The organism is Faecalicatena sp. Marseille-Q4148 (genome assembly GCA_018228665.1).
In the GTDB taxonomy this organism is placed as follows: Bacteria; Bacillota; Clostridia; order Lachnospirales; family Lachnospiraceae; genus UBA9414.
The window spans coordinates 1,459,821-1,474,041 of record CP073692.1 but is presented as its reverse complement, the minus strand read 5'-3'; the positions used below and the strand labels follow the sequence as shown (position 1 = coordinate 1,474,041).

At 42.1% G+C, this 14,221-nt stretch carries 12 protein-coding genes; 11 read left to right on the top strand and 1 reads right to left on the bottom strand.

The features are described from left to right. The 10 genes from rfbD (at position 1) to KFE17_06915 (ending at position 12,110) form a co-directional block, all read left to right on the top strand. Complete coding sequence (rfbD, locus tag KFE17_06960; GenBank protein QUO33455.1) at positions 1-843, top strand: dTDP-4-dehydrorhamnose reductase; 843 nt, start codon at positions 1-3, stop codon at positions 841-843. Positions 844-847: 4 nt separating this feature from the next. Then, positions 848-1,483: a GerMN domain-containing protein gene (locus KFE17_06955; GenBank protein QUO33454.1), complete on the top strand. Its 636-nt coding sequence runs from the start codon at positions 848-850 to the stop codon at positions 1,481-1,483. Positions 1,484-1,508: 25 nt separating this feature from the next. Continuing rightward, positions 1,509-3,356: a glycosyltransferase family 2 protein gene (locus tag KFE17_06950; protein QUO33453.1), complete on the top strand. Its 1,848-nt coding sequence runs from the start codon at positions 1,509-1,511 to the stop codon at positions 3,354-3,356. A gap of 205 nt (positions 3,357-3,561) precedes the next feature. Next, positions 3,562-4,977: a sugar transferase gene (locus KFE17_06945; GenBank protein ID QUO33452.1), complete on the top strand. Its 1,416-nt coding sequence runs from the start codon at positions 3,562-3,564 to the stop codon at positions 4,975-4,977. Then, a complete protein-coding gene (locus KFE17_06940) occupies positions 4,974-5,738 on the top strand; it encodes a glycosyltransferase family 2 protein (protein QUO33451.1) in 765 nt (254 codons plus the stop codon). Before KFE17_06945 ends, KFE17_06940 begins: the two co-directional genes overlap by 4 nt. Next, positions 5,717-6,499: a glycosyltransferase family 2 protein gene (locus KFE17_06935; protein ID QUO33450.1), complete on the top strand. Its 783-nt coding sequence runs from the start codon at positions 5,717-5,719 to the stop codon at positions 6,497-6,499. Before KFE17_06940 ends, KFE17_06935 begins: the two co-directional genes overlap by 22 nt. A 164-nt stretch (positions 6,500-6,663) precedes the next feature. Further along, a complete protein-coding gene (locus tag KFE17_06930; protein QUO33656.1) occupies positions 6,664-7,860 on the top strand; it encodes an LCP family protein in 1,197 nt (398 codons plus the stop codon). A gap of 113 nt (positions 7,861-7,973) precedes the next feature. After that, complete coding sequence (locus tag KFE17_06925) at positions 7,974-9,200, top strand: LCP family protein (protein ID QUO33449.1); 1,227 nt, start codon at positions 7,974-7,976, stop codon at positions 9,198-9,200. A gap of 14 nt (positions 9,201-9,214) precedes the next feature. Next, positions 9,215-10,681 carry a hypothetical protein gene (locus KFE17_06920; GenBank protein ID QUO33448.1) on the top strand — a complete coding sequence of 489 codons (1,467 nt, stop codon included), beginning with the start codon at positions 9,215-9,217 and terminating at the stop codon, positions 10,679-10,681. A gap of 118 nt (positions 10,682-10,799) precedes the next feature. Then, the gene (locus KFE17_06915) at positions 10,800-12,110 is read left to right on the top strand and encodes a trypsin-like peptidase domain-containing protein (GenBank protein QUO33447.1); all 1,311 of its coding nucleotides are present in this window, start codon (positions 10,800-10,802) and stop codon (positions 12,108-12,110) included. Between the two features lie 60 nt (positions 12,111-12,170). Here the strand turns inward: KFE17_06915 and coaBC are convergent, their stop codons facing one another. Beyond that, complete coding sequence (gene coaBC, locus KFE17_06910) at positions 12,171-13,373, bottom strand: bifunctional phosphopantothenoylcysteine decarboxylase/phosphopantothenate--cysteine ligase CoaBC (GenBank protein QUO33446.1); 1,203 nt, start codon at positions 13,371-13,373, stop codon at positions 12,171-12,173. 174 nt (positions 13,374-13,547) lie between these two features. Between coaBC and KFE17_06905 the strand changes: the two genes are divergently transcribed. Further along, positions 13,548-14,210: an ECF transporter S component gene (locus KFE17_06905; GenBank protein QUO33445.1), complete on the top strand. Its 663-nt coding sequence runs from the start codon at positions 13,548-13,550 to the stop codon at positions 14,208-14,210. Positions 14,211-14,221 lie beyond the last annotated feature (11 nt).

Sequence of the window (14,221 nt, the reverse complement as noted above, 5' to 3'; positions counted from 1 at the left end):
ATGAGAATTTTAGTAACAGGTGTAAAAGGACAGCTTGGCTACGATGTAGTGAACGAGCTGGAAAAAAGAGGACATACAGCGATTGGTGTTGACATTGATGAAATGGATATTACAGATGCAGAAGCTGTTGATCGTGTAATTACAGAAGCAGATGTAGAAGCGGTTATTCACTGTGCAGCATATACAGCAGTAGATGCTGCCGAGGACAATCTTGAACTTTGCCGCAAGGTAAATGCAGCCGGAACAGAAAATATTGCGAAGGTATGTAAGAAACTTGACCTGAAGATGGTGTACATTAGTACAGACTATGTGTTTGATGGAGAAGGCGAACGTCCGTGGGAGCCGGATGACAGACGTGATCCACTGAATGCATATGGAATTGGAAAATATGAAGGTGAACTCGCGGTAGAAGAAAATCTCGAGAAATACTTTATTATCCGAATCGCATGGGTATTTGGTGTGAACGGAAAAAACTTTATTAAGACAATGCTGAAACTTGGGGAAACACGGGATGAGGTTAGCGTTGTAAATGATCAGATCGGCTCACCGACATACACATATGATCTTGCAAGACTGATCGTAGATATGGTAGAGACAGAGAAATACGGAAGATATCATGCTACAAATGAAGGCTTTTGTTCCTGGTATGAATTTGCCTGTGAGATTTTCAGACAGGCAGGCATGAATGTGAAGGTACATCCGGTTACGAGCGATGAATTTCCTGCAAAGGCAAAGAGACCGCACAATAGCCGTATGAGCAAAGAGAAACTAAGTGAGAATGGATTTGAGCGGCTGCCGTCATGGCAGGATGCTCTGAAGCGCTATCTGGAAGTGATCCGATAGAGAAATGAGGTGTGCTCTGAAGAGGCGTATTGGAACAGTTGCTGCGATTGTGTTGGTTCTTGCGCTGACTGCATGCGGGGAACAGGGTACCGGTGCAGGAACTGATGCACAAGTTCAGGAGCAGCAGGGAACAGAAGAACAGGATAAGACTGCAGGAAAAGAGGAAGAACCGTCAGAAGATAAAACTTCACAGGATGATGCGGGAGCAGACGAGGAAAAAACAGAAGAAGAACTGCGGGAAGAAACAGAAAATCAGCGTGAGATAGAAGTGTACAGCAGCAATGAAGATGCCACAGAATTTGTCACAACATTGGCAGTTATTCCGGACTTGACAGCAGCGAATATTTTGAATGAACTTGCATACAAGAATGTAATTCCGGAAGATATTGCTGCAAACAGCTGTAAGTTGAAAGAAGAAGGCGGAAAACGACTTTTGGATGTGGATCTGTCAGGGAATTTTGCAGAGTATCTTGGAAGTCAGGGGACAAGTGGAGAAATGCTGACGATGGGAAGTGTCTGCAATACCTTTTTGAAGGCATATGTGTGTGATGGTATCAAAATTACTGTTGATGGAAATATGCTGACGACAGGACATGCAGAGTATGATGGTTACCAGGAATTTATGGAATCAGCAAGATAATGAGGATAAGGTAAGGACTGTTAATATGAGTGATAAGAAAAAACCGGAATACCGGATTGCTTGGATGAAAGTGCTTCGGAAGCTTTCTATTTATAATATAAAAAAGGGACTGCTGTATTTGAGACATTATGGACTGAAAGAATTCTGGTTTCGAATGAAAGAGCGTTTCCAGGCAGAAGCAGCAGATTATGGGAAATGGTATGAGAATCATAAGGCATCTGAAGAAGAGCTTGCAAAACAGCGTAAAGAACATTTTGCGAAAGAACCTTTGATCAGTATCCTTGTTCCGGTCTATAATACTCCACGGGAATTCCTTATTCAGTTGTTAAGATCTGTCGGGACACAGACCTACCATAACTGGGAGCTTTGTATTGCAAATGCCAGCGTAGATAATAAGGGAGTAATCGAGGTGCTGGAACATTATCAGGAGAAAACAAAACGCCTGAAAGTGATTAATGTTCCGGAAAATGAAGGAATCTCTCAGAATACGAATAAAGCGCTGTCGATTGCATCCGGAGAGTATGTAGCGCTTCTGGATCATGATGATCTGCTGTCGCCAAATGCACTTTATGAGATTGTGAAAGTGATTAATAATAAGGAAGATGCGGATGTTATCTATACAGATGAAGACAAGGTAACCGCAGATTTGAAAGAACATTTCCAACCGCATTTTAAACCGGATTTTAGCGAAGATCTTTTGCGTTCCAACAACTATATCTGTCACTTTTTTGTGGCAAAACGGGAAATCGTGAATGAGATTGGCGGATTTCATCCGGAATTCAATGGTGCGCAGGATTACGATCTGATCTTCCGCTGTACAGAGAAGGCGAGAGGTATCTACCATGTACCGAAAATTCTTTACCACTGGAGAACCCATAAGGCTTCTACTGCGGACAATCCGGCAAGTAAAATGTATGCATTTGATGCGGGAAAGAGAGCGATTGAAGAACACTTAAAACGAGTGGGAGAAAAGGGCGAGGTCAGCCATACAAAAGATCTTGGATTTTATCGGGTAAAATATCCGGTGATCGGAAATCCGAAGGTGTCAATTATTATCCCGAACAAAGATGAAATTGCATCTCTTGAGAAATGTATCCATTCCATTCGGGAAAAAACAGATTATAAAAACTATGAGATTATTGTTGTAGAAAATAATAGTGAAAAGAGCGAAACATTTGAGTTTTATAAGAAAATTGAGCGTGACTGGCTGAAGGTAATTTATTGGGATCGAGAGTTTAATTATTCGGCAATCAATAACTTTGGTGTACGGCATGCCACAGGAGATTATCTGCTCTTCCTGAATAATGATGTGGAAGTGATCAACAGTGACTGGATGACGGAAATGCTGTCTCATTGTCAGAGAAAACATGTCGGAGTTGTAGGGGCGAAGCTTTACTATCCGGACAATACGATTCAGCATGCAGGAATTGTTATTGGGATCGGCGGAATTGCTGGGAATATGTTTACCGGTATGTCGAGAAGCTTTACAGGATATCTTCACAAAGCATCGATTCAGCAGGATTTAAGCGCGGTGACGGCGGCATGTATGATGGTGGAGCGTCATGCATTTGAGAAGGTAAAGGGATTCGAGGAAGATCTGGCAGTGGCATTTAATGATGTAGACTTCTGTTTGAAAATTCGAAAAGCAGGATATCTTATTGTATATAATCCGAATGCAGAGTTATATCACTATGAATCAAAAACACGGGGAAAAGAAGACACGAAAGAAAAGCTGAAACGCTTTCAGGGTGAGATTGATTACATGAAAAAGCGTTGGAGTCAGATTCTTGAGCAGGGAGATCCCTATTACAATGTGAATTTTTCGTTGATAAAATGTGATTATTCTTTGAAGAATAACGACAGAAAGTCATAGATTAAAAATGTGCGAAAAGGGCGGGTTTTGTTAAAAACTTGCCCTTTTTTTCATTCAATGGTATAATAAAAAAAGTTTATCCTAAATTTGTGCATATTTTTGAAGCAGTTTGGGCAGATTAAGGAAAATTTAAGACAAAAAATATTGAGTTTCAGAAACTCCTGTTATATGATAGAACAGTCATTTTAGGTAAAGGAATTATATTATGTACAAGAAGAATAAAAAAAGCTGGGTAAAGCATCTTGACTTTTTGCTGTTAGATGCGCTCTGTCTGGAAATTACATTTTATATTTCATATATGATTCGTGTGGATAAGATGTTTCGTTTTCCGGTCATTCAGGATTACTATGACAGGCTTGCACTTGTATTGCTGTTGTTAGATCTTTCGATTGTATTTTTTACAGAGGCTTATACCGGGATTCTGCGCAGGAATCGGGTTCAGGAGCTAAAAGCGGTTGTTATGCACTGTACAGCGATCTTTCTTGGGATTACCGTTTATCTGTGGGTAACAAAGCAATCGGAGATTTATTCTCGCCAGGTTATTCTTGTATTCTGGGCAGCATCTATCTTTGTGGAATATTTTGGAAGATGTATTTTGAAGATTATTGTAAGACAATACATGATCCACAGAAAGAAATTTTCTAAAATGATCATTATTACAGAAGAGAGATATGCTCTGGAATGTGTTTCTGATTTTAGAGATAATCGCTATAAAGAATTTGAAGTAGCAGGCGTGGTGCTTCTGGATGTGGACAAGACCGGTGAAGAAGTGTACGGAGTGCCTGTTGTTGCGGCGGCAGATACCTTTCTTGAGTATGTCCGTCTCAATGTGGTAGATGAGATTTTTATTCATGGAGATACAAGGGAAGGCAGCGAGGCTTTGGCAAATGAGCTGATCGAACTTGGACTGACAGTTCATTTCAGTCTTGTGCGAGAATCACAGCTGATGCCAAATAAGATGGTAGAGCATTATGGAAGATACATGGTCTTGACCTCCAGTATGAAGATTGCGACTACGAGACAGCTGTTTTTAAAGCGGGCGATGGATATTGTTGGAAGTCTTGTCGGACTTTTCATTACAGGAATTGCCTTTCTGATTTTTGCACCGATTGTTAAGATTCAGTCTCCGGGACCAATCTTCTATTCACAGATACGCGTCGGAAAGAATGGACGTCAGTTTAAGTTTTACAAATTCCGCACGATGGTCGTTGGAGCAGATGCAATGAAGAAAGACCTTATGGCACAAAACGAGATGAAAGGGCTCATGTTCAAGATGGAGAATGATCCCCGCATCTTTGGCATCGGAAAATTTATGCGTAAATATTCCATCGATGAACTTCCGCAGTTCTGGAATGTGCTGAAAGGGGATATGAGCCTTGTCGGGACAAGACCGCCGACAGTGGAAGAGTTTAAACAGTATGAGCTTCATCATAAAGCAAGGCTTGGCATCAGACCGGGACTTACCGGAATGTGGCAGGTCAGTGGACGGAGCGATATTAAAGATTTTGAAAAGATTGTGGCACTGGATACCCAGTATATATCCAATTGGTCACTGGGAATGGATATGCGGATTTTGTTCCGTACAGTCCTTGTAGTGCTGACAGGAAAAGGATCATCATGATAGATATTTCAATTGCAATTGTAGCTTATCATAACGAGACGGATGTGAGAAATGCGGTATGTTCCATTGAGGAGCATACCGCTGTGACTATATCCAAACAGATTTATATTATTGATAACAGCATTCAGACGAATACGCTTGCAGATTTGTCCCGGGAATTTTCAGATGTAATCTACATGCGAACAGGAGAGAACCTCGGATTTGGAGGCGGACATAATTATGTGCTTCCGAATCTGGAGTCAAGGTTCCATGCAATTGTGAATCCGGATATTCTTTTGAAAGAAGATACGTTTTCGATTCTTCTTGAATTTATGAAGGATGAGACGATTGGAATGGCTGTGCCAAGAATGGTGGACGAACAAGGAATGCGTCAGGATGCGTACCGGAGAGAACTTACGGTGGCGGATATGGGAATCCGGATGTTTTTGCCGAGGTGTTTCAGGAAAAGGCAGCGATACCATACGATGCAGGAAATGGATTATACAAAAGCTTTTGAGGTGCCGTTTGCGCAGGGAAGTTTTTTGTTTATTCGTACAGAATTGTTTTGCAGGCTTGGGGGATTTGACCCGCGGTATTTTATGTACATGGAAGATGCAGATTTGTGTCGCCGGGTAAGGCAGGAAAAGCGTCTTGTTTATTGCCCGGATACAACCGTGATTCACCGCTGGGAGAAGGGATCGCACAAAGATATGAAGCTTCTGCTCTGTCATGTGATTTCAATGATGAAATATTTTCACAAATGGGGGTGGAAGCTGTGGTAGATCAAATCCGCATTTCGGTTGCTGTTGTGACTTATAATGGAGTGCGTTATCTGGAACAGCAGCTGGTTTCGATTTTGAATCAGCTTGGCGAAGAAGATGAAGTTGTAATTTCGGATGACGGATCAAACGACGGAACAATTGATTTGATTCGTTCTTTTCAGAAGACAGATTCCAGAATACGTCTGATAAGCGGACCGGGAAAAGGCGTTAAGAAGAATGTAGAACACGCGCTTTTGCACACCAGAGGGAAATATATATTTCTGGCAGATCAGGACGATATATGGATAGATACAAAGGTGGAAACCGTTCTGAATTGTTTTAGGGAAAAGCATTGTATGGTAGTGATCCACGATGCCCATGTATTTGCCGGAGAAAACCCTGAAGAATTTATGATGGATTCTTTTTTTGATTTTCGAAATGCAGGAGCAGGAGTTGTGAAAAATATTGTGAAAAACAGCTATATCGGATGCTGCATGGCATTTCGGAGGGAACTTCTTGAAACGGTTATTCCGATTCCGTCCCGGATTGAGATGCATGATCAGTGGATCGGAGTACTGGGAGATGCACTGTTTGGCGAGTCCTGTTTCTACAGGAAGCCTTTATTACTGTATCGAAGGCATGGAGAGAATCAATCCGATATGAAGCATTATGGAATCTTTAAGATGATTCGTAATCGGATCGTATTTGTAAGTTGTTTTGTGACGCGGATGATACGGGAGAAAGTCTGTGGCAGGCAAAGAGGAAAACATAAAGGAGTATAAATATGACAGATCGACGAAATTCTGAGAGAGACAGAAGGCGTCGGCCGGATGACAGGCGGCGCAGCGATGAATATAGAAGGCAGGAGAGCAGGCGGCAGTATGACAGCCAGAGCAGGCCGGAAGGAAGAAGACAGAATCCGGAACGAAGAAGACCGGAAGAGCGTATGAGTGCAGAAGAGCGCAGAAGACGAGAAGAAATCCGGCGGAGAAATGAGCGGAGGAGGTCAGAGGACCGGAGGAGTTATGAAGAGCGAAGCGCAGTCAGAAGAGAGCCAGAAGATTACGGAGAACGCAGGCGTCCATCTAAGAAGGAGGTACGCAGGCAGAAAGAAGAGCTGCGCAGGAAACGCAAGCGAAAACGGATCATACTTCTTGTGTCTGAACTTGTAATTCTGGCAGTGCTCTGTGTTGTTGCATATGGAGTGATGAAGCTTGACAAAATAGATTATACAAAGCTGGATAAAGGAAAATTGGAAGTGTACCGTGATACAGGTCCATATACCAATATAGCGCTGTTTGGGCTGGATTCAAGAGATGGGGAGATCGATGGCGGTGTTCGAAGCGACTGTATGATGGTGGCAAGCATTAATAATAAGACTGATGAGGTTAAGATTATTTCTGTCTATCGTGATACACTTTTGAAACAGGAGGATGGCGAGTTTGCAAAGGCCAACAGCGCATATGCAAGAGGCGGTCCACAGGCAGCAATTGCATTGATGAATCGAAATCTGGATTTGGATATTCAGAACTATATCAGTGTTAACTTTAATTCACTTGTAGACATTATCGATGCACTTGGAGGAATTGAAATTGAGCTGACAGAAGAAGAACGAATACATATGAATAATTACCAGGTAGAGACGGCAGAAGTTGTGGGACAGGCGGTGCAGGAAGTTGAAGAGGCAGGACTTCAGAAGCTGAATGGAGTGCAGGCTGTTTCCTACTCAAGAATCCGCTATACAGATGGAGGAGATTATAAGCGTGCAGAGCGTCAGAGACTTGTTCTGCAAAAGATGGCAGAGAAAGCTCAGAAAGCAAATCTTCTGACATTGAATAAATTGCTTGATAAAGTACTTCCACAGATTTCTACAAGTTTTTCTCAAGCGCAGCTGCTTGGTATGGCGACAAATGCATTGTCTTATAAAATCGGAGAAATGAAAGGATTTCCATTTGAAGTTGCAGGAACAGATAAGATTGCAGGAGATAAGGCATCTTATGTGATTCCTGTTGGCATTGCAAATAATGTGACTCAACTTCATCGATTCCTTTTTGATGAAGAAAATTATGTGCCATCTGATATTGTTCAATCAATCAGCAATGAAGTGAGTGAATTATCCGGAATTTATCCGGAAAATGAATAGAAAGTGGGAAAGATAAGGGGGAATTTCCGCATAAATGTTGAAATTTTTGGCAAAATACGCTAATATAAGTGGGAATTTGAATATTTGTAAACATATCGAGAAAGGATAGGATTATGGCTGCAAGAAGGAGAAGAAGAGGAAGAAGAAAGCAGAAAAGAGGTTTTTCTTCCTGGTCGGCAGGAGCGAAGGTAGCTGCAATTATTGGAGGGACTTTTTTGTTCCTAATGACCTGCGGAATCGTTATTGTTGCACAGAAACTAGGAAAGATTGACTATCAGAAGATAGATCCGAAGCGCCTTAGTATTTCCGAAGAGGTGGAGCGGCAGACGGGGGTAGTAACATTTGCCCTCTTTGGACTGGATTCCCGTACTGGTCAGCTCGATAGAGGTACATTAAGTGATACAATGATTATCGCAGTACTTGACCGGGAGACAAAAGAGATAACGATGTCATCTGTTTATCGGGATACGCTTGTACAGATGGAAGATGGTTCATACAATAAAGCCAATGCAGCATATGCGTTCGGGGGACCACAGGAAGCGATTTCAATGCTGAACCGGAATTTTGACTTAAATATTGAAGATTATGTATCAGTGAATTTTAATGCACTTGTCAATGTGATCGACGCGCTTGGCGGAGTAGACCTTGACGTGACAGAAGACGAAGTTCCGCATTTGAATAACTACCAGGTGGAGACATCGAAGGTAGTGGGACAGGAGCGGATTCCGCTGGAACATGGTGGAATGCAGACGTTGAATGGTGTACAGGCAGTTTCGTTTGCCCGAATTCGTATTATCGGGGGCGATCAGCAGCGTACAGAACGCCAGAGACGTTTGATCCAGGCAATCACAGATAAGGCTCAGACGGCAAGTCTTTCTACGATCAATAAGATTATTGACCAGGTATTTCCGCAGATTTCCACAAGCTTATCGCTTGGAGAAATTTTGGATTATGCCAAAGATGCGTTTAAGTATAAGCTGGGAGAGAGTAAGGGCTTCCCATATGATCAGTTCTACAATACACTTTCCGGTATCGGAAGTGTAGGAGTAGTAAATGATCTTCCGGCGGATGTGACAGGACTTCATCAATTCCTTTATGGTGCAGGAACACCATACACGCCTTCTTCTACTGTTGTAGAGATTGGACAGGAGATGCTGTACCGCGGACAAGGAAATGGCAGCAGTGGTAATAGCAAATATGATAATGATGATACAGATGATAGCTCATATTCCGAAGAGACTAGTAACGAATATTATAGTGATGATAGTGATTCTTATAATGAGGATATTGGAAGTGACGAATCGGAATACAATGAGAGTTCGGGAGAAATGACCGAATAGTCAGGAGGTTTATGATGAATAAGATACGAAAGAAAATAGGAACGCTGTTGGCAATCTGCCTGCTCCTTCCGTGCTTTTCTATAGTGGCACATGCAGCAAGTGGCGAGCTTACGTTTTCGGATCCGACGACGAAAGTGGGAGAAACGGTAACAGTAAAAGTGAAGTTGGATGCTTACGGTTCTCCGATTGGCGACGGGGATATTACAGTAACATATGATCCGGAAAAGTTGGAATTTGTCAGTGGACAGAATGCCAGTGGTGGAAGTGGTACAGTAAATTTATCTACAACCGGTGATGGTTCTGTTACAGAACTTAATTATACAATGGAGTTCCGGGCTTTAGCAGAAGGCGCAACAAATATTGAAGTGTCAGGATATACTGCATACCTTTACAATGACGAGACGCTGGATGTTACACTTGGCTCTTCGGCAGTAACGATTGAACCGGGAGATGGTACTGTGCAGCAGCCGGTTGCTGCGACTGGAACAGGAACAGGGCCGGAAGTGACGGTAAATGGAGCAAAGTATAAAATTAATGGAACATTTGCAGATGTATTGATTCCGGAAGGGTTTGTGCGAACTACACTGACATATGAAGGACAGGAATGCCAGGTGCTGCAGCAGGAAACAAGTGGTCTTTATATGATCTATCTGACAGGTACAGATGAAACAAGTGATATGTTTCTCTATAATGCAGAGACGGGAGAATTTTCTGCATGCGAGAAAATCCGTCTTTCAGATACAAATGATATTTTTTTGATGCAGTTTAAACCGGATATGGAACTTCCGAGTGAATATAAAAGCACAGAAGTAGAAATGAATGATGTTATTTATCCGGCTTGGCAAGATCCTTCCAGACAAGAGTTTTATATTGTATATGCATTAAATAGTGCGGGGCAGAAGAATTTTTATCAGTATGATGCGTCCGAAACTACATATCAGCGTTATGTCGCAACTGTTGTAGACGACAAAGAAGAAAAAGCAACAGGCTTTTTTGGGAAAATTGAATCAAAATTAAAAGAGAATTTAAGTAAACTTTTGATTGGCGTGTGGGCAATATTTATTATTATGTTGATCATTTTAATTGTTCTTGCTGTAAAACTGAAACATCGCAACGAAGAATTGGATGATTGGTATGAAGATTTTGGAGATGAATATGAAGAGAAGCTGAAGGCAGAACAAATTGCAGCCCAAAAGGCGAAGAAGAAAAAGGCAGCGGCGAAATCGTCTCAAAAACGGACACCAGAAAAGAAAAAAAAGAATTATGATTATGATGAGTTGGAAGATGATTATGATGATGAGTTAGATGACGATTTTTATGATGAGCTGCCGGATCAGGGTGATTATGATGCTGACGCTTATGAAGATGATTCTTATGACGACTATGATGACGATTACGATGATTATGAAGACGATTATGATCGTAAGAAACGGGCGAAAGAAACCACTGAGTTTTCTTTAAATTTCATAGATTTAGATTAGTTTGAGCAGGATGGAAATTTTCCATCCTGTTTTCAATTTTTTTTTAAGAAATGAACACATTTCTTTCACAATTAGACAGTAAACTACAATCATAGAAAACAGGAAGGAGACTTATATTATGAGTAATGAATATAGCTATCAGATTCCAAATGATGGGGATCAGAATTATACAGAATCAAATCAGGAACCGGAGAACAAAAGACCGAAGAAAAAAGGCAGGAAGGCAGTTGCGGTTGTCTGTGCCGGAATGGTATTTGGATTAGTGGCGTCTGTTACATTTCAGGCATCGAACTATATGGTGGAAAGAGTGCTTGGTAAATCTGAACAGACAGCGAGTACAACAAAGAATACATCCAGTTCCAGTACCAATGTAAACAGTACAAAACTGACGCAGACAAAAAGCACTGTTACTTCAGATATTTCTGAGATTGTGGAGAATGCAATGCCTTCTGTTGTTTCCATCACGAATATTAGTGTTCAGCAGGTGCAGAGCTTTTTCCAGGGAACGCAGGAATATGAGAGTCAGAGCAGCGGCTCAGGAATTATTATCGGGAAGAATGATTCAGAGCTTCTTGTTGTAAGTAATAATCATGTTGTTTCCGGAAGTGATACGTTGACAGTGACATTTATCAATAATACAAGTGTAGAGGCTCAGATTAAGGGTACAGATCCGGACAAAGATCTGGCTGTAGTTGCAGTTCCGCTTGATAAGATTGATGAGGATACGATGAGCCAGATTGCCGTTGCAACACTTGGAGATTCTTCTGAATTGAAAGTCGGAGAGCCGGTTATTGCCATTGGAAATGCTCTTGGCTATGGACAGTCTGTGACAAATGGTATTGTCAGCGCCAAAGACCGTACATTAAGTTCTTCTAATCCGGAAGGAGAGACAGAAGAGAATTCTGTAAAATATATCCAGACAAATGCAGCGATTAATCCGGGTAACAGCGGTGGAGCTCTTTTGAATATGAACGGTGAAGTGATTGGAATTAACACTGCGAAAGTTGCAGACAGCGCCGTAGAAGGTATGGGATATGCGATTCCGGTTTCGGACGTAAGCGATATTATTGAGGATCTTATGAACCGGACAACACGGACGAAAGTCAATGAAGGAGAGCAGGGCCAGCTCGGTATTACAGGATTTGACGTGGCAGAAGAGAATGCCGCAATGTACGGTATGCCAAAAGGTGTGTATATTTCTAAAATTGCCGAAGGAAGCGGAGCCGAGAAGGCAGGATTAACAAAAGGAAGTATTATTGTGGAATTTGACGGAACGGCAATTGACAGTATGGCAACACTTCAGGAACGTTTGCAGTACTATAAGGCCGGTGAGACGGTTTCTGTGACAGTGCGAGTGCCAAGTGCAACGGGAGAATATACAGAGAACACAGTGGATGTCACTCTTGGAGAACGCACAACAGCAAAATAAAATGATAAAAAGCTGTAGAATATTCAGAGGATTCTCTGATATCTACAGCTTTTTATGTCATTAACAGTCTGAGTCTCTCAGGCGAAGGATTTCGTCGATCAATTCTTTTGCAGCCTCTTCTTTTGTGAGCAGCTGCAGCTCTTTTGTCGTATCTTTTGTAATCAGTGTAATGATATTGGTATCTGTGCCAAATCCGGCGCCGGCTTCTTTTAAATTATTAGCCGCAATCATATCCAGATTTTTTTTCTCTAATTTCGCTTTGGCATGTTCGATTAAATGTTCTGTTTCCATTGCAAATCCGCAGAGAAATTGTCCGTTTTGTTTATGACTTCCAAGAAAAGCGAGAATATCATCGGTCCGTGTGAAGGTAAGAGTCATATCTGAGCCGGACTTTTTGAGTTTTTCATCAGCAATCTGAGCTGGACGGTAATCTGCGACGGCTGCAGCTTTGATGATGATATCCTGCTCCTGACTGCGGGAAGTGACAGCTTCAAACATATCGCGGGCTGAAAGAACCGGTACAACGTCTACAAAAGGCGGTGGTTCAATCGAAGTTCGTCCGGTTACTAATGTGACAGAAGCTCCGCGGAGCATGCAGTTTCTTGCGATGGCATATCCCATCTTACCGGTAGAGTGATTGGAAACGAAACGCACAGGATCAATGGCTTCGATTGTCGGACCGGCAGTCACAAGAACGTGAAGTCCGTCCATATCTTTTGGGAAAGCCAGTTCCCGCAAAATGTATTGAAGCAGTGTATCCGGTTCCGGCATCTTTCCGGCGCCGGTATCTCCGCAGGCAAGATAACCGGTGGCAGGGGTAATAATCTCCATGCCGTATCCGCTTAGACGTTTTAGATTATCCTGTACGATCGGATTCTCGTACATGCGTGTGTTCATTGCCGGAGCGATTAGTTTCGGGCACTGACAGGCAAGAACAGTTGTTGTCAGCATATCATCTGCAATTCCGAAAGCGAGCTTTCCGATGACATTGGCTGTAGCCGGAGCGATCATTACAAGATCGGCTTTCTTTGCAAGAGATACATGTTCTACTTGAAATTCAAAATTCCGGTCAAAGGTATCGACCAGACATTTGCGTCCGGTCAATGTCTCAAATGTGATCGGGTTGATAAAGTTTGTAGCGTTTTGTGTCATGATTACATGAACTTCTGCATGCTGTTTGATAAGCATACTGGCAAGTGAAGCAGACTTATAGGCAGCGATGCCGCCGGTAACGCCAAGAATGACAGTTTTTCCCTTTAACATAATGATAGTCCTTTCCAAAAATTCTGGACTCATTTTATCATATTCCCGCTGAAATTGCACGCAGAAAACAAGGAGAAGTAAGTGGGAAATGTTGTTTTTGAAAAATGTGTGTGCTATAATGTCTCCGTATTGTATCTCCGGAAAGGAGAATAATAACAAGGAGGAAAATTAAATATGAGTGAAACAAAAACAGTAAGAGCAGGAAATTCAGCAAAGACAATGTCAGTTGTACAGATTGCCCTGTTTGCGGCGGTGATTGTTATTATGGCATTTACCCCGTTTCTTGGCTTTATTCCTCTCGGTTTTACAAGAGCGACCATTATACACATTCCGGTGATTATAGGTTCGATTCTCTTTGGGCCGATGCAGGGAGCAGTGCTTGGATTTGTTTTTGGGCTGACAAGCTTTGTAAATGCAACGATGAATCCGACTGTGACATCATTTGTGTTCACACCGTTTTACAGTGTGGGAGATATACATGGTGGGTTTGGAAGCTTGATTATTTGCTTTGTTCCGCGAATTCTAACAGGTGTTGTGCCGTACTATGTATACCGGCTGTTCGATAAGATTGGAAAAAATTATCCGAAGAAACAAACACTGGCGCTTGGAATGGCGGGACTGACAGGTTCCCTTACGAACACACTGCTCGTTATGAACTTCATTTATGTATTATTCGGAGAAAGTTATGCCGCAGTGCAGAATGTATCGGTCAAATCATTATATGGTGTGATTTTGTCGGTGATTCTTGTAAATGGTATTCCGGAAGCAATCGTGGCTGTCTGCGTTGTAACACTTGTAACCCGCACGCTGCTGCATATAAAATTTGTGAGAAGATAAGGATGAGAAGT